Consider the following 24,337-nt stretch of genomic DNA (forward strand, 5'->3'; position numbering starts at 1 on the left):
TGGAGAGACAAAGCCATGAACGAAATGATCAAGGATCACGGTGCCGAGGAAATCGCCCGGTTCGAGCGGAACGCCGAACACCTTTCGGCAACCGGCCTGTATGATGTGGAAGACGAACACAGCAGCTGTGGCGTTGGCCTGATTGGTGCCATCGATGGCAAGCCGCGCCGCGAAGTTGTCGAGGCCGGTATCGAGGCGCTTAAATCGATCTGGCATCGCGGGGCTGTTGATGCCGATGGCAAAACCGGCGACGGTGCCGGGATCCACCTGCAGGTCCCGCAGGACTTTTTCAAGGCGCACCTGAAACTGATCAATCAGGAAGCCCCGGATTCCATGATTGCCGTGGGCCAGGTTTTCCTGCCGCGTATCGACATGGCCGCCCAGGAGCGCTGCCGCGCGATTGTGGAAACCGAAATCCTGAAAATGGGTTATTCGATTTTGGGTTGGCGCCAGGTGCCGGTCAATGTGTCGGTGATTGGTGAAAAGGCCAATGCCACCCGCCCTGAAATCGAACAGGTACTGGTCGGTGGTCTTGCCACCATCGATGAAGAACAGTTTGAAGTCGATTTGTATGTCATTCGTCGCCGCATCGAAAAGGCGGTGATGTCGGAATCGATCAAGGACTTCTATATCTGTTCGCTGTCCTGCCGGTCGATCATTTACAAGGGCATGTTCCTTGCCGAACAGGTTGATATTTTCTATCCAGACCTGCGCGACGAACGCTTTGTTTCCAATTTCTGCGTGTATCACCAGCGTTATTCGACCAACACCTTCCCCAGCTGGCCGCTGGCACAGCCGTTCCGTGTGCTGGCCCATAACGGCGAAATCAACACGCTGCGCGGGAACGTCAACTGGATGAAAAGCCACGAGGCCCGCATGGGGCACGAGGCATTCTCCAGCACCATCGAGGATGTCAAACCGGTTATTCAGCCTGGTTCATCGGACTCGGCCGCTCTTGATGCCGTGTTTGAACTGATGGTGCGGGCCGGTCGTGACCTGCCGATGGTGAAAACCATGATGGTGCCCGAAGCCTGGTCGAAAAAGGCCAGCACGCCCGACAGCTATAAAAACCTTTATGCCTATTGCAACGCGGTGATGGAACCGTGGGACGGCCCGGCGGCACTGGCGGCTTATGGTGGCAAATGGCTTTTGGGTGGGACGGACCGTAATGGTTTGCGTCCGCTGCGTTATGCCGTTACCGGCAATGGTCTGCTGATTGCAGGGTCGGAAACCGGCATGGTGCATATCGACGAGGAAAGCTGCATTGAAAAAGGCCGCCTTGGGCCGGGCCAGATGATTGCGGTCAACCTGGAAGAAGGCAAGTTGTACCACGATACCGAGCTCAAGGATAAGCTCGCACATCGTCGCGACTGGTCGAAATGGGTGGGCCGGACCAAGGTTCTGGATGATCTGGTATCACCGGAAAAATCCGAACCGGCCAATTTCAGCAAAGAACAGCTTTTGCGGATGCAAAAGGCAATGGGTCTTTCGCATGAAGACCTGGAACTCATCCTGCATCCGATGGCCGAGGACGCCAAGGAAGCCATTGGGTCAATGGGCGATGATACCCCGCTTGCGATCCTGTCGGACCGTTATCGCGGTTTGCACCATTTCTTCCGCCAGAACTTCTCGCAGGTGACAAACCCGCCGATTGACAGCTTGCGCGAAGCCCGCGTTATGAGCCTGAAAACGCGCCTGGGCAACCTGGGTAACATTCTGGAAGAAGACGAAAACCAGTGTGACCTGTTGCAGCTTGACAGCCCGGTTCTGACCACCGGCGAATATGAAGCCATGCGCGGTTATATGGGCGATAGTGCGGTTGAAATCGACACTACCTTTGACATCAATGCCGGTCCGTCGGCCCTGCGCGATGCGATTACCCGCATTCAGAAAGAAGCCGAAGACGCCGTGCGTGGCGGTGCCCTGCACGTTATTCTGACCGACGAGCGCATTGACGAAAACCATGCTGCCATTCCGATGGTGCTGGCAGTTGGCGGCGTTCACAGCTTCCTGGTTAAAAACTCGCTGCGTACTTATATTTCGCTCAACGTGCGTTCGGCTGAATGTATGGATGTGCATTATTTTGCCGTTCTGATCGGTGTGGGGGCGACCACGGTAAACGCCTATCTGGCACAGGAAGGCCTGTTGGATCGTTATGCCCGTGGCCTGTTCCCCAACATCCACAGCACTGCCGAAGTCATGCAACGGTTTAAAACCGCGATTGACCAGGGCCTGCTCAAGATCATGTCCAAAATGGGCATTTCGATCATCAGCTCCTATCGGGGCGGCTATAACTTTGAAAGCATTGGGCTGTCGCGTTCGCTGGTGGCAGAGTTTTTCCCGGGTATGCCCTCGCGTATTTCGGGGATCGGCCTTCAGGGTATTCAGCGCCGCACCATTGCCCAGCACAAGGATGCCTTTGCCGGTAATGTTGTCAGCCTGCCGGTTGGTGGTCTGTATAAATATCGCCGCAGTGGTGAACGCCATGTCTGGACCGGTCCGCTGATCCATACGCTGCAGTCGTCTGTCACCACCGGCAGCTATAATACGTTCCGCAAATTCAGCGAAGGTCTGCGCCAGCGCGAACCGCTGCATCTGCGTGACTTGCTGGATTTCCGTTCTGATCGTAAACCGGTCCGCCAGGAAGAAGTCGAAAGCATCACCGAAATCCGCAAGCGTTTTGTTACGCCCGGCATGTCGCATGGTGCCCTTTCGACCGAAGCCCACGAGGCCCTTGCTATTGCCATGAACCGGATCGGTGCGAAATCGAATTCCGGTGAAGGCGGGGAATCGCGTGAACGTTTCCGTCCGCGCTCCAACGGTGATAATGCCCGTTCCTCGATCAAGCAGGTGGCATCGGGTCGCTTTGGTGTGACGGCCGAATATCTGAATAACTGCGAAGAAATTCAGATCAAGGTCGCCCAGGGTGCAAAACCGGGTGAAGGCGGGCAGTTGCCGGGCTTTAAGGTCACGGTTGAAATTGCACAGCTGCGTCATGCAACGCCGGGTGTGACCCTGATTTCGCCGCCGCCGCATCACGATATTTATTCCATCGAAGATCTGGCCCAGCTTATTTACGACCTTAAGCAGATCAACCCGCGTTGCCGCGTGTGCGTGAAGCTGGTGTCGCGTTCGGGTGTGGGCACGATTGCCGCGGGTGTTGCCAAGGCAAAGGCCGACGTGATCCTGATTTCCGGTTATGACGGGGGTACGGGGGCCAGCCCGCAAACCTCGATCAAATATGCCGGTATTCCTTGGGAAATGGGCCTGTCCGAAGTCAACCAGGTTCTGACGCTTAACAACCTGCGTCACCGCGTGAAGCTGCGTGTCGATGGTGGTTTCAAAACCGGCCGTGACGTTGTGATTGGCGCCATGCTGGGTGCCGAAGAATTCGGTATCGGTACGGCTTCCCTGATCGCGCTGGGCTGTATCATGGTGCGTCAGTGCCATTCCAATACCTGCCCGGTGGGCGTTTGTACCCAGGACCCGGCATTGCGTGCCAAATTCAACGGTACGGCAGACAAGCTGGTCAACCTGTTCACCTTCATGGCCGAAGAGGTCAAGGATGTGCTGGCGGAACTGGGTTATGACAACCTGCAGGATGTGATTGGCCGTTCAGACCTGCTTCAGCAGGTTCACCGTGGGGCCAAGGACCTTGTTGACCTTGACCTGAACCCGCTTCTGGCACAGGCCGATGCCGCAGGGCACCCGCGTTACTGCACCACCGAAGGCCGCAATGAAGTGCCGGATACCCTTGATGCGCAAATGATCAAGGATGCCCGTCCGTTGCTGGATGACGGCGAAAAAATGCAGCTGCAGTATAATATTCAGAATACGCAGCGTGCCATTGGCACCCGCATTTCCAGCCTGATCACGCAGAAATACGGCATGTTTGGCCTGAAACCCGGGCATCTGCATGTGCGTCTGCGCGGCTCGGCCGGTCAGTCCCTTGGTGCGTTTTCGGTTCAGGGCCTTAAAATCGAAGTGCATGGCGATGCCAACGACTATGTCGCCAAGGGTCTTTCGGGCGGGACCATTGTTCTGCGTCCGCGTCCGTCAAGCTCGCTCAAGACCAACGAAAACACCATCATTGGTAACACCGTTCTTTACGGGGCAACGGCGGGCAAGCTGTTTGCCGCCGGTCAGGCGGGGGAACGCTTCTGTGTGCGTAACTCCGGTGCGACGGTGGTGGTCGAAGGGTGTGGTTCCAACGGTTGTGAATATATGACCGGCGGTACCGCTGTTATCCTGGGCGCTGTTGGCGAAAACTTTGGTGCCGGTATGACCGGTGGCATGGCCTTTATTTATGACCGTGAAAACAGCTTTGGTGACGTCGTCAATGACGGGTCGGTTCTGTATCAACGTATTGAAACCCAGCATTGGGACGATGTGTGCCGCAGCCTGATCGAGGAACATGTTGCTGAAACCGACAGTGGTTTCGCCCGTAACATCCTTGATAACTGGGATCGCGAGCGCGGGCATTTCTGGCAGGTTGTGCCAAAAGAAATCGTCGACAAGCTGGAACACCCCATTCGCTCCGAGAGCGAAGACCAGGCAACTGCGTGATTTCGATCACGCAGCTTGCGTAAGCTCCCTTGTCCAAACACCCGGACAAACCAACTTACCCCGCATCTTGGTGCGGGGTTTCTTTTTTGGGGCTTTGTTTCTGGGAATTGTGTACAGGGCGAGGATTGAGTGCGCTCTGCAGCCAGCCTTTACAGCAGCAAATCCAGATAGGTGCCACGGCGGGCGGAATGGTCGATCTGGTCGGCGGCGATCAGATTGCGTAACCGGGCAAGCTGGCTGAGAATATCAAGCTCGCTTGACGGGCGGTCAACACTGGCACGTCTTGCGCCGGGCGTGACCGTGCGTCCCGGACCGGACCGGTTCGGGGCTTCGGCAATGTCGCCAGTACTGGTGCGTGAACTGCCAAGTGGGGGTAACGCCATTCTCATTCCCTTGTTGTCTTTGGTTCATTCTAGGGGATTTTGATTAAAATCTGAACCATTCAGTTTGCCGGGCATGTTTCTGTATATGGCGCGCGGAAGACGATCAGAAAAACGGCGCGGTTAAAAAGAAAAGGGACAGCGCCTAACGCTGTCCCAGTGGAAGCCAACGGGGAGGGAGGTCATGAAACGGGGATGTCATGTCACGATATTCACGCGTGTTCCGCGAGGACCGCTGGTTTCAAGCGGCTGATAATCCGTGACGATCGAGGCGATGCTTTCCATGAGGCCTTCAGCCTTTTTCATCGACGCACCGGCGGAGCTCAATGGCGCGCCTTCGGCGCGTTGCGGTGTCACTCTGTCAGACAATGCCTGCTGTGCAGAATTCAAACCTGAACCAATTGAACTAACCATTTTGTGCGCTTCCTAATTCGTTGCCCTGTAAAGCCGTTTGAAATTTGTTGCAAAGCGGCTTGCGGGCAATGCCATGCTTTATAATGAATATAAGGCTTTCTTAACCATTTTAAAGTGACGGCGGTCACAAAGGTATAAGAAAAAGTATAAGAAAAATCTGTTTGGCTGATTTTGAGGCGAAAAGGCCCGTTTTCATCGAAATGCACGGGCATCAGGCTGCACCGTTTCAAGACGCGGCCTGTTTGTTATGCCGTTTTGCATCTGCGGATGGAGCCAGCGTGATCAGTTACTCTTTAAATCCCGGCGGCGTTCCGCCTTTTGCACCAGGGCTTCATGAATGGCCTTTTGCAATTGTGCTGGCCGGAATGGTTTTTTGACGAAAATATATTCGCCCAGCATTTTTTCCATTTCCTGGCGGGTGCGGGCAGGATAACCGGACATGAAAACGATGCTAAGATGCGGGTATTGGCGTAATGCTTCAATGGCAAGCTGCGGCCCGCTTAGTCCGGTCATCACAACATCGCTTAGAATAACGTCAATTTTCTCACCATCTGTTTGGGCGGCAAGAATTTTTAGGGCGGCTTCGGCATTTTCGGCCGAAACGGCGTTAAAGCCGGCATCTTCCAGAATGATCTTTGCCGTGGTTCTAAGCGACGGTTCGTCATCGACAATCAAAACCCGTTCACCATTGCCCGGGTGATAGCTGATGCTGTTGATGGTCGGGGTTATTGCCGTGCCAGCCTCGCAACGTGGCAGATAGATGGAGAAGGTTGTGCCTTCCCCCTCGACCGTTTCCACATCAATGCAGCCATTGGATTCTTCGACCCAGTTGTGAACGATGGACAGACCCAGCCCCGTACCCTTGCCCGGTTCCTTGGTGGAATAGAAGGGCTCGAAAATATGGTCAAGAATCTCGTCAGGAATGCCGGTTCCGGTATCCTGTACCGTGATGACGACATAATCACCCGGTTTGCAATCGGGATAGGTGATTTCGTCCATTGGGTCGCGCTGGTCAAGGGCGGGCACAGTGCCGTAGGAGCAGCTTATTTGAAGGTTCCCGCCATGCGGCATGGCATCGCGGGCATTGATGGCAAGATTGAGGATGCAGGCCGAAAGCTGGGTCGGGTCAACGCGGGTATAAAGCGGTGTTTCGCTGGTCCAGATTTCAAGCTCGATGCGGTGTTCCAGCAGGGTTGTCAGCAGCTTCTCCATTTCCAGAACAGCTTCGTTGACCTGTACCACAGTTGGCTGTTCCACCTTGCGACGTGAAAACATCAAAAGCTGGTCGGCAACACTGGTGGCCCGTTCACCAAGTGAAATAATGTGATTGATATATTCTTCGACACGGGCCGGATCGTCGATACGCGCGCGGGCGACCTCGGCAAAGCTGAGAATACCTGCCAGGCAATTGTTGAATTCGTGGGCAACACCCCCGGCCATTTGGCCGACAGCTTCGAGTTTTTGCGATGTGGCCAGCTGGCGCTGCAAGGCGTGCTGTTCTTCGGTGGCCTTGTGCTGGGCTGTCACATCGCTGCCGGTGCCACGATAGCCCTTAAAGCCGCCGTCAATGTCAAAAACCGGCACGCCGTTAATGCGGCCAAAATGGGTTTCGCGGTCTTTGCCCTGCCAGGAAAATTCAAAGTTCTGAAAGGCAAGGTGGCTTTCAAGGCGGCTCATCAGCACGCCCCAGCTTTCATGGTCGCGTGCCGTCAGGCCCAGTGTATCAAACCGCTGCCCTTGGGGGGAGCCATGCAGTTCCTCGATCAACTGGTAAAATTTGTACGAGGCAAAGGTAATGCGCAGGTCTGGGCCCATTTCCCAGTACCAGTCGGCCGAGGACAGGGTGAAATCGCGAAACCGTTCTTCGCTGTCGCGCAGGGCGTCTTGTGCGGTTTGATGCTGGGTGGTGCGTCGCTCCAGGCTTTCGGCCATCGAATTAAGGCCGCATTCCAGCGCGCCGACTTCATCGCGGCTGGTAGGGCGCAACCGCGCACCGATTTTGCCAAACTGAATATCGCTGACAAAATGCGCCATCGTGCTCAGGCGGCGTAAAACGGTTTGTTGCATCAGCAAAAAGATCAGCCCTGATGTCAGAATCAGGCACATGACAGACCCGATCAACAGGACCGACTGCATGCGTTGCTGGCTTTCTTCAAGGCCAACGGTGGAGACCTTGAAATAAACAAACATGAAGGGCTGGGTCGCATTGAGGCTGAAAAGCGGGGTGATGCTGACCATTTGGCGTCCGCCAGCATCGTTAATGGTAAAAAGCCGGGGTTCGACAAGGTCGGGGCCAAACCAGTCGGTCGGAAAGTCCTTGAGATTGGCAATGTTTTTGCCAATCAGGCCTGGGTCCATTGCATGATAAATGGTTCCGTCAAAGCCAACCGCCATTGCATCGATGACATGCGGGCCCAGCAACCGGCGCAATTGTACCTTGTCGCTGATAATGGAAATCTTGAGCTGCTCTTCCTGGATTAACCTTCCAGGAGCACTGATTTGCTCTGCTGTGCGACGATCAATTTCCGCCCCGAAATACTGGATGTAATATCCACCAAACAGACCCAGAAAAATGGTTTCGACAATGACAATTGCAAAACCGATTTTGAACGCCAGACTCCCAAACAGCCGGTCGAACAGTTTTTTCAAGCTACCCTCTACGCCCTGATCCGGTCGTCCCCCGGCGATTCTTGATCACTTTTCCTCAATGTAATACTGCGACGGGTTTGTTGGTGCCGGTGTGGCAAAACTCCAGGCGGCAGGCATTACTTTCGGTACGTTTTTAAAATTGTTCGCAACTATACCTTTGCGATTTGGCGGTAATGCAACCCCCATAACATAAAACTGATCCGCGCTGATGTCGAGTATCGCCCGCATCAGGCTTTTTTGCTGTTCCGGGGCTGCAGTCGATTTCAGTCGGTCGTAAAACGACATCTGTTTTTGCACAATTTGCGGCGGCACAGTGGCGTCTTTGCTATCGTGATCACCATACCATGCCGCCCAGCCCGGTGCGAACCACGAATCCTTTGAAATTGGAAGATAATTTACGGGAAACAGCATGGCATCCAATCCGCCATCGCCCCCCCAGGCGGTGGCATCAAACCGGTTGTTTTTGCGGATCTGATAAAACTGGTCCCGCGGCAGGTCGCGTGCCGTCGCATCAATGCCAAGTTCCCGCCAATAGGCCACGACTGCCTGTAATGTATCAAAGCGGGTTGAACCGACTGTATCGATGCTAAACGTTACCCTGTGCCCGTCAGAAGTGAGCAGAAAACCCTGCGCATCCCGGTTGGTCAGGCCAGCCTTGGCGAAATAGTCCAGGGCAAGGTCGGGGTCATAGGTGATATATTGTCGTGCCAGTACCGCATGGAAAAGCGGGCTTTCCGGGCGCGGTGCTGCCTGGTGGGGCACGGCGTCGGGCATGAACTGGTCTATGATGGCATCGCGGTCAAAGGCATGGGATAGGCCGATCCGGAAGTTTTTGTCCTGGAACAGGGGCCGCAAGACGTTGTTTTGATGATTAAGGTTAAGCGACAGGGTCAGTTTGTTCATGTCGCTTTCAATCAGGGTGAAGGAGGACATATCCTTGCGAACGGCCAAAATTTCTTCGGCGCTGTTGCTGATATGGCGTTCCTGCATATTGATTTTGCCTTCCATCGCCAGTTTGACAGCATCGGATTTGCTGTCGACCAGTTTGAAGGAAACCCTGTCGATATAAGGAAGCTGGCGTCCGGTCGGGTCAATTTTCCAGTAATAGGGATTGCGTACCGCAATTAACGGGTCCTGTTTGCCATAGGCACCGGTCATAACCCAGGCATTCAGCGTCGGGACCTTGGGGTTCATCCAGCGCGACGGTTCGTCAATGCTGCCAGGATGACCAAAGACGGCAAAGAAGCGTTCCTGCCAGCTTTTGTAGCCCAATTTGGCGGCTTCTGCCGCCGCATCGGGGTTGTATTTCGGAAGGTATTCTTTCAGATAGTGTGCCGGATAGGACACCGGTTCTACACCTTCTGGTTGCGCAAGAAATGTCGGGAACAAGCCATAGGGGGCTGTGAAATGAAACTTGACGGTCGTATCGTCAATTTTTTCCACCTCGACAGGCTCGCCTTTGCTGGTTAGCCAGTCGGGAATGCGCGGGCTTAGTTGCGGATTAAGCAAAATGTCCTGGTACCAGAACATAATATCGTCAGCGTTAAAAGGTTCCCCGTCAGACCAGCGCATGCCTGGCCGTAACCGGAATGTGAAATCGGTTGCAGTGCTGTTTGTGTCATAGGAAAGCGCAACATTTGGTGTGATCCCCGTCCATTGCGGGGTCCAGCGCAAGAGGGGTTCATAGCCGATTGTTCTGATCAAAAGGGCATAGTCGCGCTTTGCTAGCTGCGCCATATGCCATGTGCCGCCATAGTGACCAAGGCTGTCTACGGGGGAGACAATCATCGGGATAACCGGCAGGCGGTTTTCCGTTGGGGGCAAATGATGGTTTTGTACTTCGGCCTCAAATTGAGGCGCCTGTCCAAACTTTGCGGCCTGGCTGCTTTTTGCGCCAGCAACAAATGCGAGTGCCACTGCCATTACTAAAATGTGGTTCGGCAACTTTATTCGAGGCACATGCGGCTCCACTAATTTATTCTTTTGTATCGCAAAATTCGGCTAGGTATTGTACCGACTATCCATAAGTGGTGAATACAGAAAAAGTGCCGCAGGGTAAAGTTTTGATGTTACGCAATCGATTGTGTTCGCGAAAAGATGTCTGGAATGTTTTTATAAAAGTGGCGTCTGGAAACGACATGTGCCGGTTATTTGGCGGGCAACACCATTTAAGGACGAGTTAAGATGATAGATTGCAACGATATGATTAATAAGCAGTTTTGTGCTTTTGATCAAAGTTATATTTCAGAACAAAAAAAATATGCTGCCCGGCTGTCACCCTTGGAAAAGAAGCTTTCTGACCTTCAGGCGCGGGGAAACAGCATGGCAGCATCAGACCAAAGGATGATAGAGTGTAAATGGCTGCTGCAATACACGGCAAACTGGAAAGGGCTGGAAGAAGCCATCGTGGGCCTTTCCGAGTCGCTTAAGAACACCGACCAGGACTGGGCCGAAGGGCAATCCTCTGTCGATGGATCATGGGGGCCTTGTTATACGCAGTGGTTTTTAAAGGTCGATGCCATGATCGATGCGGTTAATGAACTGGCGGACGAGGGCATTGCCCCGCAATATCCGTTTGATTTTATGGCCCCGGTCGCCACTGTTGAAAAGATGCAAAGCTGGCTCAATGATCAGCGGACGTCGAAGATTTACGCCGATGGCCTGGACCGGCGCGATGCGCTGGGAGCTGTCACGGCAGCCCTGTCCGAGATGTGCTTCAAAAGTGAAATTCGCGATTATTTTCGCCAGTATGTGAAGGGCTTTGACCTGAGCGACGCCTATATCGCGGCTTATAAGGCCTGGCTGGATGACTGGCAGGATTCCGAAACCGGATATTGGGGCGCCTGGTTTGAACAGGCTGACGGGCCGCTGGTTAAAAGTACCGATTTGAGCCTGACCTTCCACAATATTTCCTATCAGCATGGCAAGGTTGCCTGCTGGCCGCAGATTTTTGCCACGACTCTGGCGTTGCGCGACGGCACATATCCTTATGGCTGGAAGCATAACGGCGATTTCAATAACCATAATAATTATGATGTTGCCAAAATTTTTGCCCAGGGCTGGCCCCATGTTGATGATGCGGCCCACCAGCAGGCCAGCACCGATATTGGCGACCTGCTTGACTGGTGCCTGAATGTGTCGATGACGGCCGACGGCGGCTTTATCGACGATACCAGTTTTTATAACTCGGTCGGGGCGGCCTATTATTACGGTGTCTCGTTCCTCGACGAGATTGGCTATTTTGATCCGGCCAAATGTTTCTGGACCGACGAAACCTTCCCTGAAGGCCCGTCACTGTGCCGCAAGATCCAGAAAAATATGAAGTCGCATCACCTTGATGATGACGAAGCCGACGCCGCAATGGAAAAGCTGGTTGCCGCCTGCGGTGATTGTGCGTCGGGTAAAAAGCGCCGCCATACCCTGCATTAAGAGGGCTGCCGACCAGTCGTTACGCCTGCGCGCAAAGTGGGGTTCAGGCGTAACGATGGCTGGTTTTCGGGGGTGTCAAACGGTTTGGCAGTATCTCCCATGCGTGACAATTCACTTGTTTTGGGCGGGTATCGGCGCAACAATCATTTATGAACCGCGATGATGACGATAGGCCGGTTATGCCCCTGGCCGCCAAACCCGCGCCGCCCCTGCCGCGCGAATTGCCTGGGCGCGCCCCATTTTTAACGCCTGTGGCCGGGCCGGGCAGGTCGATTGCGCCGGGTACGCCGTCTGCTCTCATGCCTGATGCCAATGCCGATACCGCCGTGACCGTGGCACTGGATGGTATCGAGGGCCGTATAGAGCAAAATCTGGTTAAACGGGCCAGTGCCCTGGTTGATGCCGAACCTGACCGCGTTATTGCGGTGTTGCGACGCTGGCTGAACGAGAAATCCTAAACCCTTTGCCTTATTTTACCCGATTGCGCATCGTTTCGCGCATGGCTGGGGCATTGTTATATCCGGTATCGTTCCCATCTTTATTTTTCTGTTGTGATGTGGCCACGGGCCTGAAGGGGATTGTTATCAGGCGCGCTTCTGTCATGTGTTGGCTTAAACCGCTTTTGCGGGCTGCATCCGATCATTATCAGCCAGAGAGGACGGGGTTGGCCGGGGTGAGTGCTTTGTTGTATCGATTATGGTCCAAACCTGCCCGCAAATCGCGGGCACACAGGGGCCTGCGAGACCGTGCCAATAGAAGACCTCAGACCGGGCAGTCTATGATGACGGCCTGCCTTCTTGCCCTGTTGATGACGGTGATGCAGGGGTTGGCGGGCAGGCAGGCCGCGCATGCGGCCACTTGTCCTGCGGTCACACCGCCCAAAATCGCCTTTGATTTTGAGCCAAAATCACCACAGCTGGACCGTCATCGTTCGGTGCGCTGGCTGAACAGCCAACATGCGCACAATACCAACTGGTTTGTGACCGGGTTGACCAGTTATGCCATGCAGGCGCGATTTGAAATGCGCATCGAACCGGTTCCGCTTGGAAATGGTCGTTATTGCCTGCAACCCGCGCTAATTCATCCGACGGTCAGCGTGACAGAGCATCTGGTTTACATTGCCAGCGAACTTGAAAAGGGCAGTTGTGAATATGATGTGGTTTATGCCCATGAAGGCCAGCATGTTGCGATTAATCAGCATATGGAGCTGGATATTCGCCAGGCACTGCCGGATTTTTTAAATCAGGTGACCGATGATTTTGACCGGATGTCACCTCTGTCGGCTCAAATGGCATCCTCGCGTATTCGCAGTCTTTTGTCGAAATATGGCCTTGAATTTAAGGCCTTGCTGGCAAAGATCGATGCCAGACGCCAGCGTGATCATGCCAAAATCGATACCGCCGAGGAATATGGCCGATTGTCCCATGCCTGCGGCCCAAATTCCGCATTTCAGACAACACTGCCTGCCGCGATGCGCCGTTAGACCCCGGCATATATATTTTGACGGCTGAAAATTATGCCGCCCAATCCTCAACCCCGGCAAGATCGCGCATGCTGGCCAAATTAACCGAGAATTCGCGGCGCGAATGCGTGGTTAACAATCCCTGACGGCGAAAATCTGCAATCACGCGGCTGGCGGTTTCGGTTGTAATGCCCAGCATGGCGCCAATGTCTTCGCGCCCGGGTAAATGGCATGCACTGGGCTCGCCATTATCATCTTCGGCCAGGAACAGGCATAGCCGTGCCACACGTTCGCGTGCCGACCCGGTGCACATCCGGGTTAACCATTGATCGGAATCCATAACGGTTTGGTGCCAGCGGGTCAGCACCTGTTTGTGCAGGCGCGGGCTTTCGCGGTCCAGTTTTTCGACAACCGAAACCGGAATGCGGCATAAAATACTGTCCTGCAGGGCTTCGGCATTTTGCGCAAACCTGCCAGCAACCAATGCCTCCAGGCCAAGGGTGCCGCCGGGGCGCACCAGCCGGACGACACGCTGGGAACCATCCACCAAATAATGCGTGATTTTGATCAGGCCGGAACGCAGGGTAAACAGGCAGTCGGCCCGGTCATCGGCATGATACAGAACATTACCCTTGGCAACCCGAACCTCATCAACCGGTTGGTGAACCAGTTTAAAGTCCTCGTCTGTCAGGTCGGTAAACAGCGCCAGTTGTCGCACTCCGCAGCTTTTACAGCGCAGCATGTCGGGTTTGGGCTTGGGAAAAGCGTTCTGGGACACGAATACCCCCCTTTCGGGCCAAGGTCAGCCCTGATCTGATAGACTGACGAAATCACTTCAATCTGCTGTACTATTTAGCATTAGTTAAATCAAATTCAATCGCCCGTTTTTCATAACAGTTCAGAGACGGCTGCCAAAAACCGGGCTGTTTATCATCCTGCGGCGCTATCAAGGGTCACAAGGCCTTTTTCGATGGCATAGCGAACAAGGCCGGCCGAACTGTCGATATCGAGCTTGCGTTTGATGTTACGGCGGTGGGTTTCAACCGTACGGACACTGATATCAAGTTCGCGGGCGACATGTTTGTTGCTGGCTCCACGGGCCAGCAGGCGCAGCACAGTGCGTTCGCGCGTGGTTAAAGGCGTGCCGTCTTCGCTGATTTCTTCGGTAATGTCGATTTTATCAAAAGACGGACTATAGGCTTCGCCACCATTGGCGATGGTTTCAAGCGCACGGACCATATCGTTTGACGAAACATCCTTAAGGATGAAACCCCGCACACCGGCCTGTTTTGCCGTGCGCAGATATTCCGGGTTTTCGTGCATGCTCAGCATGATGACCTTGATATCGGGCAGGGTTTCGCGAAAACGTTCGGCGGCTTCAAGGCCGTTCATAATTGGCATGGAAATATCCATCAGCACGATATCGGGGTGCTGCTTGCCGGCAATTTCCAGGGCCTGTTGCCCGTTGCCAGCTTCGCCGATAATCGAGATATGGTCGTAGCACTCCAGGCGCGACCGGATGCCATCCATCACAAGGGCATGGTCGTCGCATAACAAAATGCGGATCGGGCGTTCCGAAGAAAAAACGATAGTGTCTTGTGCCATTTTTGGTGTCGGTCCCTGTCGGTATGTTGGTGCGTTTTCGTGACGAAGTTACCGGGGAAGATTCAATTAGGCATAAAATTGCCCGCGGTGCAGCAGCAAAATGCCAAAAAAATGCTTCTTATGCCCTTAGTGCTGGCGGCAAAGGTGGTGTGCCGGGGGTTACAGGGACATAGGCGGTGACGGTTGTGCCATCGTCGCGTTCGGATGTCACACTCAGGCCGCCACCATGAAATTCCATGCGTTCACGCATATTGCGAAGCCCGATGCCCGCACGCGGGTCGCGATTGCGAATAAAGCTTTTGGTTTCAAAGCCAATGCCATTGTCGGCAACTGTCATCACCACGCTGCCATTATCGCGGCGAATGCGCACATTGACATGAGTGGCATCGGCATGGCGTTCAATATTGGTCAGGCTTTCCTGCAATACACGGTACAGCGTGGTTTTCTTGGCGGGTGTGAGCGCATTTTCAACCGGGTCGCATTTCACCATAATCTGGATACCGGATCGGTCCTGTAGCTCGGTGCACATGCTTTCAATCGCTGGTTTCAGGCCCAGGTCATCAAGCACGGCGGGGCGTAAATCGCGCGAGATACGCCGCACTTCCTGTATGGCATCCTTTAACCGTTGGGCGGCTTTTTCGATGTGGGTGGCGGCATCGGCCTTGTTTTGTCGCATGCGGTCGCTGGCAAGTTCGATGGAATATTTCACCGACACCAGTATTTGGCTGATGCCATCATGCAATTCGCGCGAGACGCGCAGGCGTTCTTCTTCCTGCACATCCACCACGCGATGGGCCAGTTCTTTTAGTTTCGCATCGGCCAGTTTGCGTTCGGACAGGGTGACAACCGTGCCGGAAATGCCCACCAGCAAGACCGCCAGCACCGTAATGCCGATGATGGAAATGGTGGTTTCGCGGATATGGGCGGCGACCTCGGTTTCGATTTCTGTGACCTGTTGGGAAATATCGTCGATGTAAATCCCGGTGCCGATCACCCAGCCCCATTTATCAAGCATCAGCGAATAGCCGAGCTTTTCGGCCGGTTTGCCGGTCGAGGGTTTGTCCCAGATGAAGCGCAGGAAATCGCCGCCATTTTCGGCATTTTTCAGCAGTTCCTGAATAACCAGATTGCCGTTGATATCGCGCAGGTTCCAGTATGTTTTCCCAACATGCCACGGTTCTGGCGGGTCCACCAGCGCGGTACCGTCGCTGTCATAGATAAAAAAATACCCGTCTTTGCCATAGGAAAGGTCGCCAATGATGGTTTTGACACGCTCCTTTGACACGGCATCAAGCGGGCTTGCCACCGAATAAATGTGGTTGATCGACGCCATCGCCAATTGCATGTAGCTTTTGATTTCTTCTTTGCGCGCTTCCACAATGTTGCGCTCAAAGGTGCGGGTTTCGGCCTTGGCCAACCGTTCCGCCTGGGCAAAGACCAGCCCGGAAATTGCACTTGCTGCCAACAGCAATGGCAAAATTGACAGCAACAAAAACTTCAGGCGCAAATTCAGCTTGGGCATGGTTGGGCGGTTTTCAACTAAAGAATAATGGAAAGGCTCCCTCAAAGCGGCGAGACAATAGCATAAAAGCAGGCCATGTCTGTGTGCGAGAATGCAAAAACGTCATAAAATGCTCGTTTTTTGCGGTTTTTGCAGCAGGGTGTTTTCACATCGTGGAAAGCTTGTGGCGTTGAAAATGTTAAATTGGTAATACCAATTGAAATAACTGTTTTGACAGAGGCCGGGCAATGGGCATATATCAAAAGCGTCGCCTGCCCACCAGGCGCCAGGAACTTCGGGTATGGAATGCGCGTTTAACGTTCATTCATATCTGCGTTCGCCACTCAGGATACGGTGTTGCCGGGTTTCCGCACCGCAACACGTTACAGGACCGTATCGTGGCGTATCTCTTGGCTTTCGGCAGGGGCGTTCAGGGCCGCTTTTGCCATTCATATCTGGTAGGAGTCCGGTCGTAAATGTCACGTCCAGCACCCAAGAAAATCCGTAAACTTCTGGTTGCCAATCGCGGTGAAATTGCGATTCGCGTTTTACGTGCCGCCAACGAACTTGGCATACGCACAGTCGCAATTTTTTCTGATGAAGACCGTTTTGCCCTGCATCGGTTCAAAGCTGATGAATCCTATGGCGTGGGCAAGGGTAACAAACCCATTCGTGCCTATCTGGATATCGAGGATATTTTGCGCGTTGCCCGCGATGCCGGGGTGGATGCCATTCATCCGGGTTATGGCTTTCTATCGGAAAACCCCGATTTTGCCGATGCCTGTGCCGATGCCGGGATCACCTTTATCGGCCCGGATTCCGAAGTGATGCGCACCCTGGGTAACAAGGTTGCCGCGCGCAACCTGGCCGAAAAGGCCGGTGTGCCGGTGATGCCGGCATCGGCTGCCCTGCCCGAGGACATGGACGAAGTCACCAAAATTGCCAAGCAGGTCGGTTATCCGATTATGCTCAAGGCCAGTTGGGGCGGCGGTGGCCGCGGCATGCGCGTTATTGAAAATGGCAAGGATCTGGCAAAGCAAGTGCTGGCCGCACGGCGCGAGGCCGAAGCCGCCTTTGGTAATGGTGAAATTTACTTTGAAAAACTGATCCGCCGGGCCCGCCATGTCGAAGTCCAAATGCTGGGCGATACTCACGGGACTTTGGTGCATTTGTTTGAGCGTGACTGTTCGGTGCAGCGCCGCAACCAGAAAGTGGTGGAACGTGCCCCGGCCCCGTATCTGGATGAAGACCAGCGGGCCGAGCTGTGCGAAGCCGCGATGCGCCTGGGCAAGGCAGCAAATTACGTCAATGCTGGCACTGTCGAATTCCTGATGGATGTGGATACATCCAAGTTTTATTTTATCGAGGTTAACCCCCGCATTCAGGTGGAACACACCGTGACGGAATGCGTTACCGGTCTTGACCTGGTGAAGGCGCAAATCCTGATCGCGCAGGGCGGGCGTATTGGCTTCCCGTCCGAAACGGGTATTCCGTGGCAGGAAAAAATCAAGCTGCGTGACCACGCCCTGCAATGCCGTATTACGACCGAAGACCCGGAAAACAGCTTTGTCCCCGATTACGGGCGGATCAAGGTGTATCGCGGGGCGAATGGTTTTGGCATTCGTCTGGATGGCGGCACGGCCTATTCCGGCGCAGTCATTACGCCCTTTTATGATTCGATGCTGGAAAAAGTCACCGCCTGGGGCAGTACCCCGCGCGAAGCGGTGGACCGTATGGACCGTGCGCTGCGCGAATTTCGTATTCGCGGGGTGACAACCAACCTCGCCTTCCTTGAAAACCTGATCAACCATCCCAAATTCCGCGCCGGTGATTATACCACCCGCTTTATTGATGAAACGCCGGAACTGTTCAAATTCGCCCGTCGCCGCGACCGTGCAACCCGCCTGCTGCGTTTCATTGGCGAAGTCAGCGTCAATGGTAATCCCGAGGTGGCAGGTCGGGCCGAACCGGCCAATTTCAACCCGCCGGTCATGCCCAAATCCATCGACCTTAAGGAAATCCGCCCCGGTACCAAACAAAAGCTCGATCAATTGGGGCCGGAAGGTTTTGCGCGCTGGATGAAGGACCAAAAGCGCGTTTTGATGACCGATACCACCATGCGTGATGCTCATCAGTCCCTGATTGCAACACGCATGCGGACCTTCGATATGTTGAAAATCGCCCCTTATTATGCCCATGGCCTGTCGGACCTGTTTTCGATTGAGTGCTGGGGTGGGGCGACCTTTGATGTGGCCATGCGGTTTTTGAAAGAAGACCCGTGGGACCGTTTGGTCAAGCTGCGCGAAAAGGTCCCCAATATCCTCACGCAAATGCTGCTGCGGGCGTCTAACGCGGTGGGCTACACCAACTATCCCGATAATGCGGTGGATTATTTCGTCAAGCAGTCCGCCGAACATGGCATGGACCTGTTCCGCGTGTTTGATTCCCTGAACTGGGTTGAAAACATGAAGGTGGCGATGGAGTCTGTGCTGCGTACCGGTAAGCTGTGCGAAGGGGCGATTTGTTATACCGGCGACATCTTTGACAAGGACCGGTCGAAATATAACCTGGACTATTACCTTGAAATGGCCCGGGAGCTTGAGGCATCCGGCGCGCATATTCTGGGCATCAAGGATATGGCCGGTTTGATGCGCCCGGCGGCGGCAACCACGCTGTTTAAGGCGCTCAGGGATACGGTCAATATTCCAATTCATTTCCACACCCATGACACCAGCGGTATTGCCGCCTCCACCGTGATGGCGGCGATTGATGCGGGCGTTGATGCGGTTGATGGCGCGCTTGATTCCATGTCGGGCCTGACATCGCAGCCCAATCTTGGTTCGATTGCGCAAGCCTATCGCGGCATGGAACGTGATCCGGGCCTGAGTTACGAGGCCCTGCGCGAGGTTTCGACCTATTGGGAACAGGTGCGCCGTTATTATACCGGCTTTGAAAGCGACATTCGCAGCGGTACGTCCGATGTTTATGTTCATGAAATGCCGGGCGGCCAATATACCAACCTGCGCCATCAGGCCCGTGCAGTGGGGCTTGAGGAACGCTGGCCCGAAGTTTCCAAGGCCTATGCCAAGGTCAACAAGATGTTTGGCGATATCGTCAAGGTCACGCCAAGTTCCAAGGTGGTGGGCGACATGGCCCTGATGATGGTGACATCGGGCCTGAGCGAGGAGGATGTGCTGGACCCGAAAAAGGACATCGCCTTCCCCGATAGCGTGATTTCATTTTTCCGCGGTGAAATTGGCCAGCCTGTGGGGGGCTTCCCGCCAGCCTTGCAGCGCAAGGTGCTAAAGGGCGGCGAAGCCCTGACGGACCGGCCGGGCAAGCATATGAAGCCGGTTGATTTCGCCGCCACCAAGGCCGAGATCGAAAAGAAAACCCATCGCAATATCAGCGATGCCGAGGTCGCATCCTATGTGATGTATCCCAAGGTGTTTTTGGAATATGCCGAACATCGCAGCCACAATGCCGATGTATCGATTTTGCCAACCCCGGTTTTCTTCTATGGCATGAGCCAGGGCGAAGAAATTTCGGTCGATATCGAAAAGGGCAAAACCCTTGTCATTCGCTATCTGGCAACGTCGGAATTTGGCGACGATGAAGGCCAGCGCACCGTGTTTTTCGAGCTGAACGGTCAGCCGCGTACCGTGAAGGTGGCGGATAACAAACTGGCAGTTTCGGGCAAATCACGGCCCAAGGCCGAAGATGGCAATGGCCTGCATATCGCAGCCCCGATGCCGGGCCTGGTGGTTGAGGTTTCCGTGACCGAAGGACAGAAGGTGAAGGCGGGCGATGTGATTTGCGCGCTGGAAGCGATGAAAATGGAAACTGCCGTGCATGCCGAAAAAGACGGGACGGTGGCGAAAATTCACGCCCCGGCGGGCACGCAGGTCGATAGCAAGGACCTGCTGGTTGAACTGACGGAGTAATCGATGCTGAAAATGCCTGAGCCGGACCAATCCGTTCTTGCCCGGCGCAAGGAAATTATCGCAGCGATGCGGGCCATTGTGCCCGCATCCGGTGCGGTTATTGCCGAGGAAGATGCGCTCAGGCCATATGAATGCGATGGGCTTATGGCCTATCGCCAATTGCCGATGATTGTGGTGCTGCCCGAAAATACCGGGCAGGTCGCGGCAATTTTGAAATATTGCCATGAAAACAAAATTCGCGTGGTACCGCGCGGGGCTGGCACCGGCCTTTCGGGCGGTGCCCTGCCCATGGCCGATGCCATTACGATTAGCATGATGAAATTCAACCGGGTGCTGGATATTGACTGGGATAATCGTGCCTGTGTCGTTCAGCCCGGTGTGACGAATTTGGGTATCACCCGTGCGGTGGAACATCGCGGGTTTTATTACGCCCCGGACCCATCAAGCCAGATCGCCTGTTCCATTGGCGGCAATATCGCCGAAAATTCCGGCGGGGTGCATTGCCTGAAATACGGGCTGACCACCAATAACGTGCTGGGTCTTGAAATGGTCACCGTCGAAGGGGACATTTTGCGCCTTGGCGGCAAGGGCCTTGATACACCGGGTTATGACCTGATGGGGATCATTACCGGGTCCGAGGGGCTTTTGGGCATTGTGACCGAAATTACCGTGCGCATTTTGCGCAAACCCGAAACCGCACGCGCCATGCTGCTGGGTTTCCCCGATAATCAGTCCGGTGGGGATTGCGTGGCAAAAATCATTGCCAGCGGCATTATCCCCGGCGGCCTTGAAATGATGGATGCGCCCGCCATCCGCGCGACCGAGGATTTTGTCCATGCCGGTTATCCGCTAGATGTGGAATCGCTGCTGCTGGTGGAACTGGATGGCCCGGTAATTGAGGTGGACCATCTGATCGGGCGGGTGGGCGACATCGCGCAAAAATGTGGTGCCGTTTATTCGCGCATTTCCGAAAGCGAGGAAGAACGCGCCCTGTTTTGGTCGGGCCGTAAAAATGCCTTTCCTGCGATTGGTCGTATTTCGCCGGACTATATCTGTATGGACGGAACTATTCCGCGTGGGCGATTGTCCGATGTTTTGGCTGGAATGCAGGTATTTGCGCAACGGCATGGCTTGCGGGTGGCAAATGTGTTTCATGCCGGGGATGGCAATTTGCACCCGTTAATCATGTTTGATGCCAACCAGCCCGGCGAGTTGGAACGGGCCGAGGCCTTTGGCGCCGATATTTTGAAATTATGTGTCGAGGTTGGTGGTTGCCTGTCGGGCGAGCATGGCATTGGCATTGAAAAACGTGACCTGATGCCGGAAATGTTCACCGAGGATGATTTAAAACATCAGGAGCGCCTGAAGTTGGCCTTTGACGAGGATCAGTTGCTTAATCCCGGCAAGGTTTTTCCGGTTCTGCATGGCTGTGGGGAGCTTAAAACCCTGCATGCCCGGTCTGTTGCGGCAAAATTTCCCGATATTCCGCGATTTTAACCGGCACAAAGCCGGAAATACGCATAATAAACGCCAAAAACGCCGTGCCCGGCCCCGCAAAACCGGCATCGCGTCCCAGGAGAGGAAGCCGATATGGCTGAAACAATCACCCCGACCAGCCCGGTGCAATTGCGAGAGGCCATCACCTGGGCCGTCGCGGACAAAGTGCCGCTGGAAATTATCGGGCAGGGCAGCAAACGTGCTTATGGTCATACGGTTGCGGCATCGCATGTACTGGACCTTTCAAAGCTGACCGGCATTTTGTTTTACCAGCCCGAAGAACTGGTAATTTCCGCCCATGCTGGCACAACGCTTGCCGAAATTGCCGCTGTATTGGCTGAAAATAACCAGCAATTCCAGTTTGAACCGGGCGATTTTCCTTTGTTGCTGGGCGATGGGGCAGGTTCCCGGTCCGGGACATTGGGCGGGCTGGTTGCCTGCAATTTATCGGGCCCGCGCCGGTTAAAGGTGGGGGCGGCGCGGGACCATGTTTTGGGTTTTGGCGCTATCAGTGGCCGGGGGGAAGATTTTAAATCCGGTGGCCGGGTGATGAAGAACGTGACCGGCTTTGACCTGTCCAAATTGATGGCGGGGTCGTTTGGCACACTGGCAGTCATGCACACCATAACACTAAAGGCGATGCCGCAGCCCGAAACAACCCGCACGGTCATTATTGCCTGTGATGATGTTTCATCTGCCGGGCAGGCAATGACGGCGGCAATGGGCAGCGAAAACGAAGTCTCGGGGGCGGCCTGGGTGCCAGCGTCCCTAATTGCTGAAATTGCTGATGACTGCAAGGATGCGGCCATTCTGGAAATTGCGGCACAGTCGCAAAACTGCCTTGCCTTGCGACTGGAAGGACCGGAGCAGTCGGTGAATTGGCGGGCAGATGCCCTGTCGCGGTTATTGGGCACGATCGGGGAGCATGCCATTTTGCCGGTGGCCGATAGTCTGCCCCTGTGGCAGGCGATTGCCGATGTAACACCCTTGCAGGGGCGTGATGGCATTTTATGGCGTATATCCGTTCCGCCCGCATCCGGGGCTGCTGTGGTTGGGGCATTGCGGAGGCTGGCTGGTTTGGGGCAATTGGATGTGATGCTGGATTGGGCCGGGGGGCTGGTTTGGCTAGAATGTGCACAATGCGATGCGTCAATGGCGGCGCACATCCGCGAGATTGTGCAACAGGCGGGTGGCAATGCCACGCTGGTGCGTGCGCCAGAGGATATACGTCGGGAAATTCCGGTTTTTCAGCCGCTTTCACCTGAAATTGTGCGTGTTAACCAAAAAATTTCCGAAAATTTTGATCCGTTCGGCATTCTTAATCCCGGGCGCATGGCACCAGCACATCAGGGCGCGGGGGCATAAATGCAAACGAATTTTACGTCTCAGCAGCTTGCCGATCCGGCGATGGCCCAGTCCGAACAGATTTTGCGCAAATGTGTGCATTGCGGTTTTTGTACCGCCACATGCCCCACCTTTGTTACGCTGGGCGACGAGCTTGATAGCCCGCGGGGCCGCATTTACCTGATCAAGGACATGCTGGAAAATGACAAACCGGCCAATGAGCGTGTTGTCCGGCATCTCGATCGTTGCCTTTCCTGCCTGTCCTGCATGACGACCTGCCCGTCGGGGGTGGATTACATGCACCTGATTGACCATGCCCGCGCCCATATTGAAAAAACCTATCGGCGCCCGGTTGGCGATCGCTGGTTGCGCAAACTTCTGGCCTGGGTGGTGCCGCGTCCGTCGCTGTTTCGCATCTCTCTGCTGGGCGCGAAACTGGCGGCCCCCTTTGCGGGCCTGATGCCGGGGCGTTTGCGCGGTATGGTTAAGATGGGCGCGCGTCCCTTGCCGCCGCCCAGTTGGGTGGATAGGCCACAGGTGATTCCTGCACAGGGGCCGCGCAAGGGCCGTGTCGCCATTTTAACCGGCTGTGCCCAGCAGGTTTTGGAAACCGAAATTAACGAGGCCACGGTTCGGCTGCTGACCCGGTTGGGGATAGAAATTGTGGTGGCCAAGGGGGCCGGGTGTTGCGGGTCGCTGGTGCATCATATGGGCCGCGAGGCGCAATCCCACGCCCAGGCGATTGCCAATATTGCTGCATGGCATGGCGAACTGGCCGAAGCGGGCGGCGAGGGGCTGGATGCGATTGTGATTACCGCCTCGGGCTGTGGCACGACAGTGAAGGATTACGGCACCATGCTGGCCCAGGATAGCCAATGGGCCGCAAAGGCGGCCAAAATTGCCGGTCTTGCCTGCGATATTACCGAATATCTTGCCCGGATTGATCTTCCGGCTCATTTGATCTCGCCACTCCACACGACCGAGGCAGTTGATGTTGAGCATCATTTGGCAAACGAGCAGATATCGATGCCGAAAACCGCGCCATCGCCTGCGCCCGCCTCGGTTTTGGAGGGGGCGGTTCGTGATGTTTCATCGCCTTCCGGCGGGAAGATGACGGCCGCGTCTGCTCCTGTCGCAGCGCGAAAATGGCGGGTTGCCTATCATTCCGCCTGTTCGATGCAGCATGGGCAAAAAATTATTCATCCGCCGCGTGATTTGCTGCGTAAGGCCGGGTTCGAAGTGCTTGAAATTGCCGAGGCGCATTTATGTTGTGGCTCTGCCGGGGTGTATAACCTGCTGCAACCTGAAATTTCTGCCCAGTTGCGTGATCGTAAACAGGCCAATATCCGCAATACCAAACCCGACATCGTGGCAACCGGCAATATTGGTTGCATGATCCAGCTTGAAACCGATGACCTGAAGGTTATTCACACTGTCCAGCTTCTCGATTGGGCGACCGGCGGGCCGCGCCCGCTAAAGCTTTCGCAATAAAGGTGCAAGCAGGGCCGATGCTCCCCTATGTCCTTGGGGAAACTTGGGTTCCTGC

The 24,337-nt window shown here is 54.9% G+C and carries 16 protein-coding genes; 8 read left to right on the forward strand and 8 right to left on the reverse strand.

The genetic code is table 11. From position 1 onward, the window contains the following. Positions 1 to 15 precede the first annotated feature (15 nt). Complete coding sequence (gltB, locus tag LF95_RS12885) at positions 16 to 4,566, forward strand: glutamate synthase large subunit (RefSeq protein ID WP_073955474.1); 4,551 nt, start codon at positions 16 to 18, stop codon at positions 4,564 to 4,566. A 149-nt stretch (positions 4,567 to 4,715) separates the two neighbouring features. Here the strand turns inward: gltB and LF95_RS12890 are convergent, their stop codons facing one another. The 5 genes from LF95_RS12890 to LF95_RS12905 form a co-directional block, all read right to left on the reverse strand. After that, on the reverse strand, positions 4,716 to 4,949 hold the full coding sequence (locus tag LF95_RS12890) for a hypothetical protein (RefSeq protein WP_073955475.1): 234 nt from the start codon (positions 4,947 to 4,949) through the stop codon (positions 4,716 to 4,718). A 195-nt stretch (positions 4,950 to 5,144) separates the two neighbouring features. Continuing rightward, positions 5,145 to 5,360 carry a hypothetical protein gene (locus LF95_RS12895; protein ID WP_073955476.1) on the reverse strand — a complete coding sequence of 72 codons (216 nt, stop codon included), beginning with the start codon at positions 5,358 to 5,360 and terminating at the stop codon, positions 5,145 to 5,147. Continuing rightward, positions 5,333 to 5,572, reverse strand: a complete 240-nt coding sequence (locus LF95_RS22820) for a hypothetical protein (protein ID WP_143182035.1) — start codon at positions 5,570 to 5,572, stop codon at positions 5,333 to 5,335. Before LF95_RS22820 ends, LF95_RS12895 begins: the two co-directional genes overlap by 28 nt. 70 nt (positions 5,573 to 5,642) lie before the next feature. Next, positions 5,643 to 8,009: an ATP-binding protein gene (locus tag LF95_RS12900; protein WP_073955477.1), complete on the reverse strand. Its 2,367-nt coding sequence runs from the start codon at positions 8,007 to 8,009 to the stop codon at positions 5,643 to 5,645. A 45-nt stretch (positions 8,010 to 8,054) separates the two neighbouring features. Continuing rightward, positions 8,055 to 9,797, reverse strand: coding sequence for an ABC transporter substrate-binding protein (locus LF95_RS12905; protein ID WP_252509752.1), 1,743 nt, complete (start codon positions 9,795 to 9,797; stop codon positions 8,055 to 8,057). Positions 9,798 to 10,331: 534 nt separating this feature from the next. Here LF95_RS12905 and LF95_RS12910 point away from each other — a divergent pair. The 3 genes from LF95_RS12910 to LF95_RS12920 all read left to right on the forward strand — a co-directional run bounded on the left by LF95_RS12910 (position 10,332) and on the right by LF95_RS12920 (position 12,921). After that, on the forward strand, positions 10,332 to 11,438 hold the full coding sequence (locus tag LF95_RS12910; RefSeq protein WP_252509753.1) for a hypothetical protein: 1,107 nt from the start codon (positions 10,332 to 10,334) through the stop codon (positions 11,436 to 11,438). A 149-nt stretch (positions 11,439 to 11,587) separates the two neighbouring features. Beyond that, positions 11,588 to 11,896, forward strand: coding sequence for a hypothetical protein (locus LF95_RS12915; protein ID WP_073955480.1), 309 nt, complete (start codon positions 11,588 to 11,590; stop codon positions 11,894 to 11,896). 320 nt (positions 11,897 to 12,216) lie between these two features. Beyond that, positions 12,217 to 12,921: a hypothetical protein gene (locus tag LF95_RS12920; protein WP_073955481.1), complete on the forward strand. Its 705-nt coding sequence runs from the start codon at positions 12,217 to 12,219 to the stop codon at positions 12,919 to 12,921. 31 nt (positions 12,922 to 12,952) lie between these two features. On the opposite strand, the gene LF95_RS12925 is transcribed toward LF95_RS12920, so the two are convergent. The 3 genes from LF95_RS12925 to LF95_RS12935 form a co-directional block, all read right to left on the reverse strand. Next, positions 12,953 to 13,678, reverse strand: coding sequence for a Crp/Fnr family transcriptional regulator (locus tag LF95_RS12925; RefSeq protein WP_252509754.1), 726 nt, complete (start codon positions 13,676 to 13,678; stop codon positions 12,953 to 12,955). Positions 13,679 to 13,830: 152 nt separating this feature from the next. After that, the gene (locus LF95_RS12930; RefSeq protein WP_073955482.1) at positions 13,831 to 14,505 is read right to left on the reverse strand and encodes a response regulator; all 675 of its coding nucleotides are present in this window, start codon (positions 14,503 to 14,505) and stop codon (positions 13,831 to 13,833) included. A gap of 118 nt (positions 14,506 to 14,623) precedes the next feature. Then, positions 14,624 to 16,027 (reverse strand): cache domain-containing protein, encoded by a 1,404-nt coding sequence (locus LF95_RS12935; RefSeq protein ID WP_083607676.1) that lies wholly within the window; start codon positions 16,025 to 16,027, stop codon positions 14,624 to 14,626. A 455-nt stretch (positions 16,028 to 16,482) separates the two neighbouring features. Between LF95_RS12935 and pyc the strand changes: the two genes are divergently transcribed. From pyc to LF95_RS12960, 4 genes are all read left to right on the forward strand, one after another. Further along, the gene (gene pyc / locus LF95_RS12945; RefSeq protein ID WP_073955484.1) at positions 16,483 to 19,950 is read left to right on the forward strand and encodes a pyruvate carboxylase; all 3,468 of its coding nucleotides are present in this window, start codon (positions 16,483 to 16,485) and stop codon (positions 19,948 to 19,950) included. Between the two features lie 12 nt (positions 19,951 to 19,962). Continuing rightward, positions 19,963 to 21,447, forward strand: a complete 1,485-nt coding sequence (locus tag LF95_RS12950) for an FAD-linked oxidase C-terminal domain-containing protein (RefSeq protein WP_073956258.1) — start codon at positions 19,963 to 19,965, stop codon at positions 21,445 to 21,447. A gap of 93 nt (positions 21,448 to 21,540) precedes the next feature. Continuing rightward, the gene (glcE, locus tag LF95_RS12955; protein WP_073955485.1) at positions 21,541 to 22,812 is read left to right on the forward strand and encodes a glycolate oxidase subunit GlcE; all 1,272 of its coding nucleotides are present in this window, start codon (positions 21,541 to 21,543) and stop codon (positions 22,810 to 22,812) included. Beyond that, positions 22,813 to 24,282 carry a heterodisulfide reductase-related iron-sulfur binding cluster gene (locus tag LF95_RS12960; protein ID WP_073955486.1) on the forward strand — a complete coding sequence of 490 codons (1,470 nt, stop codon included), beginning with the start codon at positions 22,813 to 22,815 and terminating at the stop codon, positions 24,280 to 24,282. It begins immediately after the preceding gene. The last annotated feature ends 55 nt before the right edge of the window (positions 24,283 to 24,337 follow it).

The sequence above is a fragment of the Thalassospira sp. TSL5-1 genome, assembly GCF_001907695.1.
Lineage (GTDB): Bacteria > Pseudomonadota > Alphaproteobacteria > Rhodospirillales > Thalassospiraceae > Thalassospira.